Genomic DNA, 16,618 nt, shown 5'->3' with positions numbered 1-16,618 from the left:
GTCCCCCGTCCCCCGTCCCCCGTCCCCCGTCCCCCGTCCCCCGTCCCCCGTCCCCCGTCCCCCGTCCCCCGTCCCCCGTCCCCCTTCCCCCTCCGCTCCGGGACCCGGAGACCCGGCCGAGGGTCCGCATGGCATGTGCCAACTCTGACTGGTACCTGCTAATCTTTCTTTGCATGTACCGGGTGTTGCTATGAAAGCGCCTCTCCCGAGCGGCGACGAGCTGGTGCTGACGCTGGCGACGCTGGCCAACCCGCACCGTCTGCGGGTGGTGGCGATTCTGGCCGGTGGGCGGAAGTACGTGAGCCAGTTGGCTCGGGACATGGGGATCAGCCGTGCGCTTCTCCAGGTCCACCTGAAGAAGCTGGAGGCCGCGGGACTGGTGTCGGCGCAGCTGGAGATCTCACCTGATGGGAAAGCGATGAAGTTCTACGAGGTGACGCGGTTCTCGGTGCACCTGACACCGGAGGCGATCGCGGCCGCGGTGCCGGAGCCGACCGGTGTCGACACGACCCGCGAGGACGGGGAGGGGACTGTCCGATGAAGGCCACCGACTATCAGACCGGTACCGACTGGCAGGAAGTGTTCGGCGTCATAGGCGTCTTCCTGCTGATCACCGTGGTGCTCACGGTGATCATCTGGCAGTTCGGCGCGAACTGGCGCGCGAAGGCCGTGCTGGCCCGTGAAGAGGAGTACCGCAAGCTGGCCGAGCAGTCGCTCGCGGCCCAGCAGGAGACGGAACGCCGGCTGGCGGACATCGACGGCCGCATGGCGTCGTTGGAGCGGATCCTCAAAGAAGTCGAGTAGACGCATGACTGGGCCGCCGAGCTGCAACTCGGCGACCCAGTGTTCGGAAGGCATGTCCCTCGCCGCTGGGCGAGTTTTCCCTGGATACGCTCCTCCACGTGTAAGGAGAGCAGCTCATGCTGCGCACAGGCAAGTCGGACCGCGGGCTGCCCGCGGGAGAAGAGAGGCCGGACGGACCGCGGGCCCTGGAGCCGGTGGGACCCGCTCGTGGGGTCGTGGAGTCCGTCGCCGGATGGTCGGTCCGGCACAAGGGCCTCGCCATCGCGGGCTGGCTCGCGCTGGTGATCGTCGCCGTCCTCTCCAGCGCGCTGATCGGCGGCTCCGACGCCCGGTCCACCGATCCCGGTGAGGCGGGCCGGGCCCAGCAGATCGTGCGCACCGAGGACAGCGGTGACTCGATCCGCGAGAACGTGCTGTTCCGGTCGCGCGAGGCCGACGGTCCCAGGTTCACCGAGAGCAGCCAACTGCAGAACGCCGCCGCGGACTTGGTGTCCAAGCTGCGCAGCGCGGACGCGGGGGTACGGGACATCGGCTCGCCGCTCGGCGCCGACGGCGGGCGATGGCTGTCCGGCGACGGCCGGTCGGGCCTGGTGACCTTCGAACTCGGCGGCCCGCTGGAGAAGCAGAAGGAGTACTACGCCAAGGTCGTCAGCCTGCTGAAGGAGGTGCAGGACGGCAACCCGGACCTGCGGATCGTGCCGGCCGGCGACCGCAGCCTGAACGCCGTGGTCGACGACGCGATCAAGGACGACTTCAAGAAGTCCGAGGTCACCTCGCTGCCCCTCACCCTGGTGATCCTGCTCGTCGTCTTCGGCTCGCTGATCGCCGCCGGTGTTCCCCTCCTGCTCTCGGCGACCGCGGTGATCGGCACGTTCGGACTGCTGCGGACCGTCGGGCACTTCGTGCCGGTCAACAGCGCCGCCTCCGCCATCGTGCTGCTCGTCGGCATGGCGGTCGGCATCGACTACTCGCTGTTCTGTCTGCGCAGGGAGCGGGAGGAACGGCTGGCGGGACGTGACACCCGGGACGCGCTCGCGATCACGGCCCGCACCTCGGGCCGCGCCGTGGTGGTCTCCGGCCTCACCGTGATGGTGTGCGTGCTCGGCCTGCTGTTCTCCGGACTCGATGTCTTCAAGGGCCTCACCGCCGGCACCGTGATCGTCGTGGGCATGGCGGTGCTCGGCTCCGTCACCGTGCTGCCCGCGACGCTCGCCGCCCTGGGGCACCGGATCGACAGGGCCCGCATCCCCTGGCTGGGCCGGCGCAGGACCGTGGCGCGCGAGTCGCGCGTCTGGTCCGCGGTGGCCCGCACCGTGGTGCGGCGCCCCGCCCTGACGGGCGGCGTCGCCGCCCTGGCCCTGCTGCTCGTGGCGCTGCCCGCGTTCGGGATGCGGCTCCAGGACCCGGCCACGACCGACAGCCTGCCGCGCAGCGTCGCAAAGGTGGACGCCGCGGTACGCATGAACGACGCGTTCCCGGGTGCCGCGAGCCCGGCCCGGGTGGCGATCGCCGCCGACGACGGATCGAGCGCCGACACCCCCGCCCTGCGCACGGCCGTCGACGCCCTGCACCAGGAGGCCGCCACGGCCGGCAGCGGCATCGCCGAGCCGATCACCTGGGTCTCCGTCGGCGACGTGGTCGTGGTGCGCGTACCGCTCGTCGGCAAGGGCACCGACGACACGTCCAACGCGTCCCTGGAGAAGCTGAGGAACACGGTGCTGCCCGCCACCCTCGGCAAGGTGCAGGGCATCGACTACGCGGTCGGCGGCAAGACGGCGACGCCCTACGACTTCGCCCGCCGGCTCGACAGCCGGGCCCCGGTGATCTTCGTCTTCGTTCTCGCCCTGGCTTTCGTCCTGATGGCGGCGGCCTTCCGCTCCTGGGCGATCCCGCTGGTGTCGATCCTGCTCAACCTGCTCTCGATCGGCGCGGCCTACGGCGTCCTCACCTGGGTGTTCCAGAGCGGGCATCTGGGGTCGCTGCTCGGCTTCACCTCCTACGGAGGCGTGGTCGCCTGGCTACCCCTGTTCATGTTCGTCATCCTCTTCGGGCTGAGCATGGACTACCACATCTTCATCCTCAGCCGGATCAAGGAGCGCTGGGCGGGCGGCGCCGACTCGCGTGCCGCGGTCATCGACGGAATCAGCAGCAGTGCGGGTGTGGTGAGCAGCGCGGCCGTGATCATGATCGGTGTGTTCACGGTGTTCGTCGGTCTCTCCGCCATCGAGTACAAGATGACGGGCGTCGGCATGGCGGTCGCCGTCATCGTCGACGCCACCGTCGTCCGCGGCGTACTCCTGCCCGCCGCCCTGGCCCTGCTCGGCGACCGTGCCTGGTCGCCCCGGCCCGGCGAGGACGGCAGCCGGCTCCCGGGCCGGAGCGCTCGCACGGTTCCGCTGTAGCCGAACGGACCGGCTGTACGGATCCGGTTCCCGTGGACGATGCATGCACCACCCGCACACAAGGCCGCCGGATCCCCGCGCGGGTCAGGGGCCGACCGCCCCCCTCAGCACTCGATGATGTTCACCGCCAGCCCGCCCCGGGCCGTCTCCTTGTACTTGACGAACATGTGGACGGCTGTTGATCATGGGATTGACCTGCAATTTTGGCATGGCCAGGCTTGCCTTGAATCACGTCGGGGACTTTTTTTTGGGGCTTCTTGTCGAGAGCTGATTGCAACGTACCTCATGCTGCGTGAGACGCCTGCGGGGTTGGGCAGTTGATACTCGGGCGGCATGCGATCGCTTCGGTGAGCCCCGTACTCGTATGCGTAGGTCTCGTCGAGTTCGAATCCCGAAAGCAGCTCCACCTGAGATCGAGTCAGATGCGCTCTGACCCGGTCTTTTGTGTTGCGCTCCTGATGATTGGTCAGCTTGGGGAGCAGGCTGTCGGGGGAGGGGGCGCAAGGGGTGCGCATCGGGGAGTAGGGATCCAGTGCTCTGACTGGGGGCTTTGCTGTTCATGCCCATGTGCACCACCGGCATCTGTTCCCGTTCATCCCGCAGGAACGCCGATCCCGTGCGGCACGTCACGCCTCACGGCCCGGCGGTCGGAACCGGCGGGCTGGGCGAACTACGGCTATTGCACGTCGCATTCGCGGTTCCTCTGGGGGCTGCGGCTGTACGTGGTGTGCACCCCGACCGGGATGCTGATCCTGTGGGCGCTGGCCGATCCCGAGCTCGGAGAGTGGGAGGTGCCGGCCGCGACGCTGGAGGTCGACGCCGGTGGTGCGCGAACGGCCGGGCCTTCTGCTGATCAGCGACCAGGGTTTCGCGTCGAAGCTGTTCGAGCGGTCGCTGTCCCCACAGGGCACCACGCTGCTGAGGGCGCCCCGGAAGAGGGAGGTGACGCGGCCCGGTGAACTGATGCTCAAGAAGGTCCGCCGGCTCATCGAGTCCGTGAACGACACCTTCAAAGGCCGGCTCGACCTGGCGCAGCACGGCGCACGGACTGTCGAAGGCGTCGCCGTCCGCGTCGCGCGGCGTGTCCTGGCACTCGCCGCCGCGATCTGGCACAACTTCCAGACCGGCCGGGCGGTCAGCCGGCCACTGACCGCCTATGAGCACTGACCGTGTTCGGAACGACTCGTCTAGCGTCAATACCGGGACTTTGTTGGTGATGTTGTCCGGGGCGCTGACGGTGGGGCCGTCGGATGGTTCGCTGGAGGAGTGCGGGGTGGCCTTGGGTTTTGGGGTGTGGGGGCAGTGTCGTTACGGCCGAGGAGTTTCCAACGGATTCCGGTGAGGACGGTGCGGACAGCGCGGGCGGCGTGCCCGAAGGGCACTCCGGCGATGTTCATCCGGGACCGGCTCGATGTCCTGTTCGAGACTGCCCTGGCCTGCAACGTCACCCGAGTCTCCGACTGGGTATCCAGCACCCCCAGAATCCGCCGCCGCACCACCCGCTTCCACGCACTGTGCCTGTCCGCAGCCACCACATGACCCCGCCAACATCACCAACAAAGTCCCGGTATTGAGGCTAGGGTAAACAGGGCGATCTTCCTAAATTGAATGCCCTCTGAGTCACGAGCCATCGCGGAGTTCGTGCAGACGCTCGCGGGTGAAGTGGATGTCGTCGAAGGTGACTACACAGCCGTCACCGGTCGGCGATTGTGCCTCGAAGCCGATGGAGGCGGGCGTGGATGTGTCGTCGAGGGTGAAGAAGCGGATCATCCGCCAGGTCTTGCCGTCGAGTGATGCGTGATAGGCGAAGGCGTGATCGATTCGGGAGACGCGCAGCCATACCGTCCGGCCGTCGACAGCGAAGGCGTTGGCGTCATCCGCGACGCCGCGGGCGACCACGGAGACGATCATGGGCTCGCGGTCGGGAGAGAATTCGAAGCAGAGCTTGCCCCAGTTGCGGTCATCGATCCACAAGAGCAGTACGCCGGCGTCGAAGGTGGACTCGAAGTTGACGGTGACGCGTGCGCTGAACTGGAAGTCGCCCTCCGGGGGGACGCCGAGCAGGGTCGCGGCGTTGAGCATGGACTCGGCGTTGAGCTGAGAGTCCGCTCCCGGGTCGATGAAGATGTCGCTGTGAGCGGCCGCTGCGGCTGTCAGCGTGGCGGTCGCCTCGTCGGTGGTCCACGCCTCGCCGGACGACGGCGAGAGGGGGAAGGGCAGGCCGGGCACGTTACGGGTGATGGTCATATCGTTTCCTCCTGCGGGCTGACCATTGGCAAGCCGCAACGCCGGAACGCGGGTGTCTGGTTCAAGGTGTGCGGGCCCTGTGTGCTTTGGGGGTGAGGTCGTGGAAGGTGCGGCGGACGACGTCCTCGGTGAACTCCTGTGGCAGGAAGTACCGTTGCAGGCCGATGCCTTCCTGTACGGCGTCGATGACGTGACCGCTGACGCCGTGGATGTGGCGGGAGATGGCGTCCTTGGCGCGTCGCATCCACTGCCGCATCAGTTCGGCGTAGCGTTCGTCGCGGATCGCCAGAACGTACAGCTCGGCCAGCAGTACCATGTCGCGCCTGCGGTCGCGGGAGTCCGCGACGATCATCTGGACGAGGCGCTCACGAGGGTCCTCGCCAGGTTCGAGATCTCCCATGGACTCGTCGAGCGGTGAGAAGAGATCGTTCGCGAAGCGCTCGAACGCGGTGAAGATCAGATCGTCTCGGTTCGGGAAGTGGTAGGTCATCGACCCGAGAGGCACGTCGGCTGCCGTGGCGATGGTGCGGTACGTCGCGCCGCTCAGCCCCCGCTCCTCAATGGTGTCCAGTGTCACGGCCAGGATGCGGTCTCGTCGTTGCGGCTCGGTTCGCCGCGATACGGCACTCATCGGCTCAGGACTCCTCGCGATTGGCACCCTGCAGCGACTTACCTCATCAGACCATGGGAACGTTCGTACGATAAGGGCGGGCGGCGGCCACATCACGGGGCGAAGTGGTCCGCGGCGGCTGTCGCAGCGGCCTGGACCCGGACTTCTACCGCCGGGACCTGGCGGACGCGATCGAGGCAGGCGCGTTCCCCCAGTGGGAACTGGGGATCCAGACCTTCCCCGACACCCGCGTACCAGACGTCCCAGGGCATCGACCTTCTCGATCCCACCAAGATCGTCCCGGAGGAGCTGGCGCAGGTACTACCGATCGGCCTGCTCACCCTCAACGCCAACCCGGTGAACTTCTTCGCCGAGACAGAGCAGGTGGCCTTCCACGGCGGCCATCTCGTGCCGGGTATCGACATCACCGACGACCCCTGCTCACCGGGCGCCTGTTCAGCTACGTGGATACGCAGATCACCCGGCTCGGCGGCCCCAACCCGGCATGACTGACCACCCCGCGACCGTCGGCTGACACGACGAGTTTGGGACGCGACCCGGTGGTGTGCACGCAGAAAGTGCCTTCCTGCTGTGGTGACAGGAGCCCTAGACAAACCTCATCATCCCAGCTCAGAAGGCACTTTCGCGTTCCGGCTCAAGATCTGGACGCCACCGCAGGTGAAACGCGGAGGCTAGAGCGTCGGAGACGAGGAGACGGCGGGCGCTGAGTCGGTGGCCACGGGGTGGAGGAGGTCGTAGGCGCTCTCGGCGTGCAGGTGGACGTCCACGCCGCCCTCCTCGACTTCGGGGCGGACGCGCAGGCCCATGGTTTTGTCGAGGGCCTTGGCGATGAGCCAGGTGACGGAGAAGGAGTACAGCAGTACGGCGGAGGCGCCCACCGCCTGCTTGCCGAGGAGGCCGAGACCACCGCCGTAGAGCAGGCCGTCAACACCATTCGGGGCGGCGGAGGTGGCCAGCACGCCCACGAGCAGCGTGCCGGTGATGCCGCCGACCAGGTGGATGCCGACGACGTCGAGCGAGTCGTCGTAGCCGAGCCGGTACTTGAGGCCGACGGCCAGGGCGCAGACCGCGCCGCCGATCACACCCAGGAGCAGCGCGCCGACCGGGGACACCGCCCCGCAGGACGGGGTGATGGCGACCAGTCCGGCGATCGCGCCCGACGCGGCGCCGAGGCTGGTGGCGTGGCCGTCGCGCAGCTTCTCCACGACCAGCCAGCCGAGCATGGCGGAGCAGGTGGCGGTGAAAGTGTTCAGTACGACGACGGAGGCGGCGTTGGAGGAGGTGAGCGCGGAGCCGCCGTTGAAGCCGAACCAGCCGAACCACAACAGGCCCGCGCCGAGCATCACCAGGGGCAGGTTGTGGGGCTTCTCCGCGCCGCCCTCCTTCTTCCAGCCGATGCGCTTGCCGAGGACGAGAATCACGGCGAGGGCCGCCGCACCCGAGTTGATGTGTACGGCCGTGCCGCCCGCGTAGTCGATCGCGCCGAGCTTGTTGACGATCCAGCCGCCGACGACGTTGTCGCCGTCGAACGCGAACACCCAGTGCGCGACCGGGAGATACACCAGGGTGACCCAGATTCCCGTGAAGGCCATCCAGGCCCCGAACTTGATGCGGTCCGAGATCGCGCCGCAGATCAGGGCAGCGGTCAGGGCCGCGAACAGCGCCTGGAAGGCGGCGAAGACCGAGAGGGGGATGACGGCCTTCGGGTTGTCGTTGATGATGCCGCTCATGCCGAAGTACTCGGTGACGTCACCGAGGATCCCGGCACCGCCGATCGAGTCGCCGAACGCAGCCGAGTAACCGTAGACGACCCAGATACAGCCGACCAGGGCCACGGCCCCGAACGTCATCATGATCATGTTGAGGACGCTCTTGGCGGCGACCATGCCGCCGTAGAAGAGCGCGAGGCCCGGCACCATCAGACAGACGAGTGCCGTGCTCGCGAGCATCCAGGCGGTACTTCCGGTGTCCATGCGCACGCTCCGCGGAGTGGATCGGGGGTCCCACGGACAGCGGGTCCCGCAGAAGGAAACGAAGTTTCATTGCAGTAGACCGATCGGGTGTTACGGACGCTCAAGCGCCGAATTAAGGGCGAGTTTCGGCCACTGCCCGGGCCGCCCGGTCCAGCCCGAACCGGGAATGCGGCTCGGCCCGGCCCGTGGCCAGTTCGGCGGCCATCGCCCCGATCGGCGGGGCGAACCCGGCGCCGTGCCCCGAGCAGGGCGAGACGGGCAGCGGACCGTTCCACGGCGATCGCCGCGACCACCCCGACGGGCTCGCGCAGCATCCGGGTGGTGCCCCCGTCCGGGCGCACCCGCGCGTGCGGTAGGGGAACTCCCGCGCCTACTGCGCGTAGTAGCGCAGGAACTGCAGCGTGAGGGCCTGGGAGTGTGCGCTGAAATCTTCGAAGCCCGGGCCCACCGCGCCACGCTTCCAACCTCCGCGTGACGCTCGGTCGCGCGCCGCGCCGCGCTTTCGGAATCCACCACGAAGTACCCGGGGTGCGCTGCCGGACATGAGGCGGTCGACCTCCTCGGCACCCTGGTGATTCGCTCCAACTCGACGGCGAAGGCGCTCACGGCCCCATACACCTCGTCGAGGTTCCTGTCCGATTCCTTCTGTCATCGCCTTCCCAGACGCAACCGTGTAGCTGTGATCGCCGCTCGCCCGTTCGCCGGCGTGACAGTGGCCCCTGTCCGCAGCGTGACGAGGGGGCCGTCGGTGACGACGCGTCCCAGGTCGGGACGGTGCGGGTCTGGGCCGAAGACGGTGAAGCCGTCGTCGGGAACGGGCGCAACAGCTTCCCGGCGAACTCGGAGTCAGGGAGGCGGCGCGGCTCGGCACAGCAGATCGCGTCCTACCGGAAGGCGCACCAGCCATCAAAGCAGTGGACAGGATGGTGACGCCTCCGGCGACCGCCCGAGGGCGGCTCCATGACGTCATCCCACGCTCAGCCCCATGCGCTGGTTGATCTCGGCGGTAAGGGCAGGGAGGACGGTGTGGAGGTCGCCCACGACACCGAAGTCGACGAGCTCGAAGATCGGCGCCTCCTCGTCCTTGTTGACGGCGACGACGGTCTTCGAGGTCTGCATGCCCGCGCGGTGCTGGATCGCACCGGAGATGCCGCCCGCGACGTACAGCTGCGGGCTGACGGTCTTGCCGGTCTGGCCGACCTGGAAGGTATGCGGCATCCAGCCCGAGTCGACGGCGGCACGCGAGGCGCCGACCGCGGCACCCAGCGCGTCGGCGAGGTTCTCGACGGGGGTGAAGTCGCCACCGGTGCCGCGGCCGCCGGAGACCACGATCGCGGCCTCGGTCAGCTCGGGACGCCCCGAGGCCTGGCGCGGCTCGGAGGCCACGATCCGGGCGGACCTGGCGGCGTCGGAGACGGTCACCGCGAACGGTGTCAGCACGCCGGCGCCGGCGGCCTCCTCCGGCACGGCGGAGTTCGGTTTGACGGTGATGATCGGAGTGCCCCGGGTGACCTTCGCCTTGACGGTGTAGGTTCCGGCGAACACCGACTGGGTGGCAACGGGGCCCGCCTGGAGGTCGATGGCGTCGGTGATCAGGCCGGAGCCGAGCTTGATCGCCAGGCGGCCGGCGATCTCCTTGTTCTCCGCCGAGGACGGGAGCAGGATCGCGGCTGGGTCGGTGGCGGCGGCGATCTGCTGCAGGGCCTCGGCCTTCGGGGCCACGAGGTAGCCCTTGATCTCGGTGTCGTCGATCGCATAGACCTTGTCGGCGCCGTACGCCTTGACGGCCTCGGCGGCGGTGGCGGCCTGATCGGCGTCGCCGATGAAGACGGCGGAGGGCTCGCCGAGCCGTCTGGCTATGGTCAGCAGCTCGAAGCTCGGCTTCCTGACAGCGCCGCCGACGTGGTCGATGAGAACCAGAATCTCCGTCATTGTTCTTTGACTCCCCTGCCTCAGATGAACTTCTTCGACGCGAGGAAGTCGGCCAGCGCCTTGGCGCCCGAGCCGTCCTCGTCCTTCACGATCTCACCGGCGGTCCGCGCCGGGCTGGCGTCGGCGGCCTCGACGGTGGTCCACGCCCCCGAGAGGCCGACCTGGCCTGCCTCCAGGCCGAGTTCGGCGAGGTCGAGGGTCTCGAACGGCTTCTTCTTGGCCGCCATGATGCCCTTGAACGACGGGTAGCGGGCCTCACCCGACTGGTCGGTGACCGAGAGAACGAGTGGCATGGTGCCGCCGATGGCCTCGGTCGCGACGTCGCCGTCGCGGTTGACACGTACCTGGTCGCCCTCGGTTTCGACAGCCGAGGCGAGGGTGATCTGCGGAAGGCCGAGACGCTCGGCCAGCATCGCCGGGACGACGCCCATTCCGCCGTCGGTGGAGGCCATGCCGCACATGACCAGGTCGGGCACGACACCGCCGTTGGCCTTCCTGACGGCCTCGGCCAGCACCAGCGAGGTGGCGACCGCGTCCGAGCCGGCGAGCGCGTCGTCACAGACCAGCACGGCCTTGTCGGCGCCCATCTGCAGGGCCTTGCGGACCGCTGCCTCCGCGTCGGCGGGGCCGACGGTCAGGGCGGTGACCTCGACATCCTCGTCCTCGCGCGCCTCCCTGATCCGAAGCGCCTGCTCGACGGCGTACTCGTCGAGCTCGGAGAGCAGACCGTCGACATGCGCACGGTCGACGGTGAGGTCCGACTCGAACTGCCGGTCGGCAGTCGCGTCCGGTACGTACTTCACAAGTACTGTGATCATCATTCGGGGCTGTCCTCATGCGTTCGCTGGGGGACCTGGGGTGCACCGTCACGAAGGCGACCGGTGCCTGTGGCCTCTGCGCGTACGGGAAGCGGGCCAGGGACACCACACGAGTACATCCCCCGAGGAAGCGCATGTCCAATATCAATCGGTGCCTGATTGTGCCGATTCAAGAAATAATCGCTTAGGGTTGTCCCCATGGAGGTTCGCCAGCTGCGGTGCGTCGTCGCTGTCGCCGAAGAGCTGCACTTCGGGCGCGCCGCTCAGCGTCTGCAGATGTCCCAAGCACCGCTCAGTGCCCAGATCAAGCGCATCGAGCGAGAGGTCGGCTTCCCCTTGTTCGAGCGGACGACGAGGAGCGTGCGACTGACGACGGTGGGCGCCGAGTTCCACCGCCGCGCCGTCGCGATCCTGGAACAGGTCGACCAGGCGACGGCGGACCTGGAACAAGTCGCGGCCGGTCGGGCAGGGCGCCTCCGGGTCGGCTTCCCGAGTTCGGCCAGTTACTCGATCCTGCCCCACGCCGTCCGGAGCATCCGTGAGCGGGCACCCGACCTCGACATCGACCTCGTACCGCTCACCAGCGCCGAGCAGGTGGAAAGAGTGCACGAGGGAACGATCGACATCGGCATTGTGCGGGGCGAAGCGGGCGCCCTCGACCTGCAGACCAGGAGACTCTACGAAGAACAGATCGTCGCCTGCCTGCCGAAGGACCATCCACTGGCCGCGAACGAGCGCGTCAGCGCCGAGGACCTGGCACGCGAACCGCTGATCTTCTTCCCCACCAGGGACATGCCCGGCTTCGTGGCGGAGATCAGGCCGATCTTCAACGGTATGCCGTTCCCTCGCGTGCGGACCCGCGTCGTCCACCAGGAGACGGCGCTCGGCTTCGTCGCCGCGGGTGTGGGATTCACGCTGCTGCCGGAGTCGGTCACGTCATTCATGCCCTCGTCGGTCCGAGTGGCCCGGATCGACTCCCGCCCGACCACCGTGATGTACGTCGCCGAACCACAGACGCTCACCCCGGCCGCGCGGTTGTTCCGGCGGGAACTCTTCGAGGCGGCGGCCGCCGTGTCCGCACCCTCATCGGCCTCGTCGGCCTGACAACCGCAGTGGGCGCGGCTCCCGTTCCGGTAGGAGCCGGCTGAGCCGCGGTCACTGGCAGTGGACACTGTGACGTTAGGGTGTACTCATGGGAGAAGACACGAACGCGCTGCTGCGCAACGTCGGCACGGCACGCGACCGCCCTGCCGACGAGCCGATCGAGACGCTCGAACTCGAGGCGGCGATCGCCCGCAACGTGCGTGAACTGCGCCATCAGCGCGGGCTTTCGGTCACCGACCTGGCGGCCCAGGTCGGTATCTCCAAAGCGATGCTGTCCAAGATCGAGAATGCGCAGACCTCGTGCAGCCTCAGCACGCTCTCCCTGCTGGCCAAAGGCCTCGACATTCCGGTGACCTCACTGTTCCGCGGAGCCGACGCCGAGCGCCCGGCCTCCTATGTGAAGGCCGGGCGAGGCACACCGATCGTTCGCAGCGGCAGCCAGGTGGGGCATGACTACAAGCTCCTCGGATCCCTTCGCGGTGAGCACAGACGCCTTGAGTGCCTGCTCGTGACTCTCACCGCGAAGAGCCAGACCTATCCACTCTTCCAGCACCCCGGCACCGAGTTCATCTACATGCTGGAAGGCGCGATGGACTATGGCCACGGACGCGGTGTCTACCGCCTCAAGCCGGGCGACGCCCTGATCCTCGACGGCGAGGGAGCCCACGGCCCCGTCGACCTGGTGGACCTACCGATCCGCTTCCTTTCCGTGATCGCTTTCCCCGACGGCACCAAGTGAGGCCGCCGTCCAGGCTGTTACGGAAGGCAGGAACCTCCCCCGGCAGAGACGGTTCGAGGCTCCTGCCATCGCGGGGCTGCATGCGTTCAAAGGCGGCTTCGACGTCGCCGATGGCGATCTCCTCGGTCACCCCACTGCGGCGGGACATGCCGCCGGGTCGACCTTGGTGCACTGCCGGCCGCCACCGGGGTCTTCCCCGCGAACGCCCCGATGCCCGGGGCCGGTGACAGCTCGGTGCCGGGGTCCGGCCCGTCGGTCGGCGTCGACTTCCGAGTCGTGTTGCGGGAGTTGAAGCAGTACTCGGGCTCGTCGCGGCGGTACGCCCGGCCCTCCCCTCCCTGCCGCCCCACCCTCCCGCCCCACCCTCGGGCCGCGCCCGCGTCTCACCGGCCGAGCAGTGTCTCCAGACTGTCGGCGAGCGCCGCGGCGCCGGTCTCGGCGTCGGCGTCCTCCACCTGCTCGGCGGGGGCGTGCGAGACGCCCGAGGGGTTGCGTACGAAGAGCATCGCGGTCGGCACGTGGTCCTTGAGGACGCCGGCGTCGTGGCCGGCGCCGGTGCCCAGCCGCGGCGCCGCGTCGAGCACGTCGGCGAGCCGGTCGCGCAGCCGTGGGTCGAAGTCGACGGTGGAGCTGAAGGACTCCTCGGTCATCTCCGCGGTGCAGCCCTCCTCCGTGGCGAGCTTGCGCGCGGCCCGCCCGACCTCGTCGACGAGATGGCGGGTGACGGCGTCGTCGGGATGGCGTACATCGAGCCAGAGGTCCACCCGGGAGGCGATGACGTTGGTGCCACCGGGCACGGGCACGAGCCGACCGACGGTGGCCCGGGCGTCCGGGACGGTGCGGGCGAGGCGCCGCACCTCGGCCACCAGCAGTGCCGCGGCCACCATGGGGTCACGCCGGTCGGCCATGAGGGTGGTGCCGGCGTGGTTGCCCTCGCCGGACACGGCGATGTGCCAGCGTCCGTGCCCGAGGATCGAGGAGGCGACCGCCACCGGCCGTTCCAGGTCGACGAGGCCGCGCCCCTGTTCGACGTGCAACTCGACGAAGGTGCCGATCCGCGCCAGCGTCTCGGGGGCGGGGCCGAGGTGTGCGGGGTCGAGGCCGGCGCGCCGGGCCGCCTCGGCGAAGGTGACGCCGTCGGTGTCGGTCAGCGACCGGGCCCGGTCGGGGTCGATCGCGCCCGTCAGGAGCCGTGACCCGAGGCAGGCCACGCCGAAGCGGGCGCCTTCCTCCTCGGGGAAGACAGCGATTGCGCGCCGCCCGGCGACACCGCGGGCGTCGAGTTGGTCGAAGGCGACCAGCGCCGAGGCCACGCCGAGGGGGCCGTCGTACGCGCCGCCGCCCGGGACGGAGTCGAGGTGGCTGCCGGTCACGACGGCCCCGTCCCCGACGCCGCCGTGCCAGGCCCAGATGATGCCGTTGCGGTCGGTCTCGACGTCGAGCCCGCGCTTTCGCGCGTGGGCCACGAACCACGACCGCAGATCGAGTTCGGCACCGGAGTAGACGGACCGGGTGTAGCCGCCGCGTTGGGGGTCCGTGCCGACGTCGGCGATCTCGGCGAGCAGGGAGGAGACGGTGTCAGTCATCGGGTTCCTTGAACAGTCGTATGTCGGCGGCCAGCTCTTCCAGCAGGACGGTGGCGTCGGCCGGGAGGCGAGGGGCGGACGCCGGGCGGAGGATCACCTCCGCCCGGCACGCGCCCCGTCGCGTCATCACGTTGAGTGCCCGGGTGGGCGTGTCGAGGGCCACCGTGACCGGTGCCTCGCCGGCGAACCGCGCCTGGTCGCCGGCCGCGAGCCGCTGTCGCCGCCCGTCGACCGTCAGCCGCAGGGGGCCGAGCGCGACGAAGAGGCGATCGAGCCCCGGGAACGTCGAGAACGGCGCGTCGCGGTCGAGATCGGCCACGCTGATACGCCACAGGACCCGGCCGGACGCGTCCGTCCCGGTCGCGAGCTCCCGGGTGGCTCCGGCACCGTTGCGCCAGGGGGTCGGGGCCACCCGGGAGGGGTCGAGCATCCCGGTCACGTCACCGCATCTCGCCGGCACCGGCATAGGGGTGCAGGCTGTTCAGCGGTTTGCCCTCGGCGAACCGTTCGAGGCGGAAGTCCGAGGCGGGGACGTCGGGGTCGGTGCTGTCGCCCTCGAACACCAGGTCGGCGACGAGGTCGCCCACGGCCGGGCTGATCTTGAAGCCATGGCCGGCGAAGCCGGCGGAGAGGATCAGGCCGTCGACGCCTCCGACCGGGGCGATCACGGGGTTCCAGTCCGGCGGGACGTCGTACACGCCGGCGTAGGTGTGGGTGACCGACGGGTCGGGGAAGCCCGGGAAGCGGTGCATCACCTTTTCCGCGTACTTCTCGATACTGGCCTCGCCGGCGATGTTGGAGTAGTTGTCGGGGTCGACGAACTTCTTCTGGAAGTCGGCGTGGTCGCTGTTGCCGACGAGGAACTGGCCCGCGCCCTCCAGCCGGCAGTACTGCAGGCTCACCAGGTCGGAGACGACCGGGAGGTTCGGCAGCGGCTCGCCGGCGTCGACGATGAGGAGCTCCGAGCGGTAGGCCTCGATCGGGAAGTCGATCCCGAGGCCGGCGAGCAGCTTCGCGGACCACCAACCCGAGGCGACGACGACCAGATCAGCATCGATCACCTCACCGCCGTCGAGCAGGACACCCGTCACCTTGTCGCCCGCGGTGAGGATGCGGGCGACGGGGGTGTTCTGCCGGATGCGCGCGCCTTGGTCACGGGCCACCTGGCCGTAGTGCAGGGCGAGTTGGGTGGCGTCCGCGAACCCGCCACGCGGTTCGTACGACGCCAGCGCGACGTCGCCGACCTCCATCATCGGCCACAGCCCGGCCAGCCGGTCGTTGTCGATCAGGTCGACGTCGATGCCGAGGCCCTGGTGCATGGCGGTGTTGGCCCTGAGCGGCTCGGCGTTCTCCTCGCCGACGATGACGGTGTAGCCGACCTGGCGGAAGCCGACCCGGTCGCCGAGCTCCTCGAAGACGGGCATGCTCCGCCACGCCATCGCGGCGATCGAGGGCACGCCGTAGTGCGCGCGTACGATCCCGCTGGACTTGCCGGTGCCGCCGCCGGCGAGCTGGTGCCGCTCCAGGACGAGCACGTCGGTGAGTCCGCGCCGCGTCAGGGCCCTGGCGATCGAGAGCCCGATCAGGCCGCCTCCGACGACCACTGCCTTCGTCGCCATCAGAATCCCTGCCCCGGGATCCAGGAGGTACCGGCGAGCGGGACGCGGGCCATGGCGGCCGCCTCGATGGAGGTGGCGACCATGTCCTCGGGTTCGAGGTGGGTGACGTGGGCCTTGCCGCAGGCGCGGGCGATCGTCTGGGCCTCCATGGTGAGTACCCGCAGGTAGTTGGCGACTCGGCGGCCGCCCTCGACCGGGTCGAGCCGCTGTTGCAGCTCCGGGTCCTGGGTGGTGATGCCCGCGGGGTCCTGGCCCGCCTGGAACTGGTCGTAGAACCCGGCCGCCGAGCCGAGCCTCTCGTACTCCGCGGCGTACTTCGGGTCGTTGTCGCCCAGCGCGATGAGGGCGGCGGTGCCGATGGCGACGGCGTCGGCACCGAGGGCGAGCGCCTTGGCGACGTCGGCCCCGGAGCGGATCCCGCCGGAGACGATGAGCTGGACGCCGTCCGGCTTCTTGTGGACGCCGAGTTCCTGGAGCGCCTGCACCGCCTGCGGAACGGCGGCGAGGGTCGGGATGCCGACGTGCTCGATGAAGACGTCCTGGGTGGCGGCGGTGCCGCCCTGCATGCCGTCCACGACCACGACGTCCGCGCCGGCGTGCACGGCGAGCTTGACGTCGTAGTAGGTGCGCGAGGCGCCGACCTTGACGTAGACCGGCTTCTCCCAGTCGGTGATCTCGCGGATCTCGTTGATCTTGATGGTGAGGTCGTCCGGGCCGGTCCAGTCGGGGTCGCTCGAGTCCGAGAGCTGGACGATGCCGTCGC

General features: G+C 69.2%; 15 protein-coding genes and 2 pseudogenes. 7 read left to right on the top strand and 10 right to left on the bottom strand.

Annotated elements, in window-relative coordinates:
* Positions 1–190 precede the first annotated feature (190 nt).
* From ACFWPQ_RS40235 to ACFWPQ_RS40220, 4 genes are all read left to right on the top strand, one after another.
* Positions 191–541, top strand: a complete 351-nt coding sequence (locus ACFWPQ_RS40235; RefSeq protein WP_384046484.1) for an ArsR/SmtB family transcription factor — start codon at positions 191–193, stop codon at positions 539–541.
* Positions 538–804, top strand: coding sequence for a hypothetical protein (locus ACFWPQ_RS40230; RefSeq protein WP_361302520.1), 267 nt, complete (start codon positions 538–540; stop codon positions 802–804). Before ACFWPQ_RS40235 ends, ACFWPQ_RS40230 begins: the two co-directional genes overlap by 4 nt.
* 116 nt (positions 805–920) lie before the next feature.
* A complete protein-coding gene (locus tag ACFWPQ_RS40225; RefSeq protein ID WP_384046480.1) occupies positions 921–3,206 on the top strand; it encodes an MMPL family transporter in 2,286 nt (761 codons plus the stop codon).
* 825 nt (positions 3,207–4,031) lie between these two features.
* A complete protein-coding gene (locus ACFWPQ_RS40220) occupies positions 4,032–4,373 on the top strand; it encodes a hypothetical protein (protein ID WP_384046477.1) in 342 nt (113 codons plus the stop codon).
* Positions 4,374–4,826: 453 nt separating this feature from the next.
* Here the strand turns inward: ACFWPQ_RS40220 and ACFWPQ_RS40215 are convergent, their stop codons facing one another.
* Positions 4,827–5,453 (bottom strand): DUF1349 domain-containing protein, encoded by a 627-nt coding sequence (locus ACFWPQ_RS40215; protein ID WP_384046474.1) that lies wholly within the window; start codon positions 5,451–5,453, stop codon positions 4,827–4,829.
* Between the two features lie 61 nt (positions 5,454–5,514).
* Positions 5,515–6,084 (bottom strand): TetR/AcrR family transcriptional regulator, encoded by a 570-nt coding sequence (locus tag ACFWPQ_RS40210; RefSeq protein WP_384046471.1) that lies wholly within the window; start codon positions 6,082–6,084, stop codon positions 5,515–5,517.
* A 125-nt stretch (positions 6,085–6,209) separates the two neighbouring features.
* Here ACFWPQ_RS40210 and ACFWPQ_RS40205 point away from each other — a divergent pair.
* Positions 6,210–6,563, top strand: a pseudogene (locus ACFWPQ_RS40205) (catalase); the annotation flags it as partial.
* Between the two features lie 192 nt (positions 6,564–6,755).
* On the opposite strand, the gene ACFWPQ_RS40200 reads toward ACFWPQ_RS40205, so the two are convergent.
* From ACFWPQ_RS40200 to ACFWPQ_RS40190, 3 genes are all read right to left on the bottom strand, one after another.
* On the bottom strand, positions 6,756–8,057 hold the full coding sequence (locus tag ACFWPQ_RS40200; protein ID WP_384046469.1) for an ammonium transporter: 1,302 nt from the start codon (positions 8,055–8,057) through the stop codon (positions 6,756–6,758).
* 966 nt (positions 8,058–9,023) lie between these two features.
* A complete protein-coding gene (locus ACFWPQ_RS40195) occupies positions 9,024–9,989 on the bottom strand; it encodes an electron transfer flavoprotein subunit alpha/FixB family protein (protein ID WP_384046466.1) in 966 nt (321 codons plus the stop codon).
* Between the two features lie 20 nt (positions 9,990–10,009).
* A complete protein-coding gene (locus ACFWPQ_RS40190) occupies positions 10,010–10,810 on the bottom strand; it encodes an electron transfer flavoprotein subunit beta/FixA family protein (RefSeq protein ID WP_384046464.1) in 801 nt (266 codons plus the stop codon).
* A gap of 195 nt (positions 10,811–11,005) precedes the next feature.
* Between ACFWPQ_RS40190 and ACFWPQ_RS40185 the strand changes: the two genes are divergently transcribed.
* Together ACFWPQ_RS40185 and ACFWPQ_RS40180 are read left to right on the top strand one after the other, a co-directional pair.
* The gene (locus tag ACFWPQ_RS40185) at positions 11,006–11,911 is read left to right on the top strand and encodes a LysR family transcriptional regulator (protein WP_384046461.1); all 906 of its coding nucleotides are present in this window, start codon (positions 11,006–11,008) and stop codon (positions 11,909–11,911) included.
* A gap of 88 nt (positions 11,912–11,999) precedes the next feature.
* Positions 12,000–12,650, top strand: a complete 651-nt coding sequence (locus ACFWPQ_RS40180; protein ID WP_384046458.1) for a helix-turn-helix domain-containing protein — start codon at positions 12,000–12,002, stop codon at positions 12,648–12,650.
* 129 nt (positions 12,651–12,779) lie between these two features.
* On the opposite strand, the pseudogene ACFWPQ_RS40175 reads toward ACFWPQ_RS40180, so the two are convergent.
* From ACFWPQ_RS40175 to ACFWPQ_RS40155, 5 genes and pseudogenes are all read right to left on the bottom strand, one after another.
* Positions 12,780–12,985 (bottom strand): annotated as a pseudogene (locus ACFWPQ_RS40175) (S-(hydroxymethyl)mycothiol dehydrogenase); the annotation flags it as partial.
* 48 nt (positions 12,986–13,033) lie between these two features.
* A complete protein-coding gene (locus ACFWPQ_RS40170) occupies positions 13,034–14,236 on the bottom strand; it encodes an allantoate amidohydrolase (RefSeq protein WP_384046456.1) in 1,203 nt (400 codons plus the stop codon).
* A complete protein-coding gene (locus ACFWPQ_RS40165) occupies positions 14,229–14,666 on the bottom strand; it encodes a HutD family protein (protein WP_384046496.1) in 438 nt (145 codons plus the stop codon). The genes ACFWPQ_RS40170 and ACFWPQ_RS40165 overlap by 8 nt, the downstream gene beginning before the upstream one ends.
* Positions 14,667–14,676: 10 nt before the next feature.
* On the bottom strand, positions 14,677–15,855 hold the full coding sequence (locus ACFWPQ_RS40160; protein WP_384046453.1) for an NAD(P)/FAD-dependent oxidoreductase: 1,179 nt from the start codon (positions 15,853–15,855) through the stop codon (positions 14,677–14,679).
* Positions 15,855–16,618 (bottom strand): FMN-binding glutamate synthase family protein (locus tag ACFWPQ_RS40155; RefSeq protein WP_384046450.1); only part of this gene is annotated, 764 nt, incomplete at its 5' end. The genes ACFWPQ_RS40155 and ACFWPQ_RS40160, both read right to left, overlap by 1 nt.

Origin of the sequence: Streptomyces sp. NPDC058464 (assembly GCF_042721035.1) — a bacterium.
In the GTDB taxonomy this organism is placed as follows: domain Bacteria; phylum Actinomycetota; class Actinomycetes; order Streptomycetales; family Streptomycetaceae; genus Streptomyces.
This window is presented reverse-complemented; position numbering and strand designations above follow the sequence as displayed.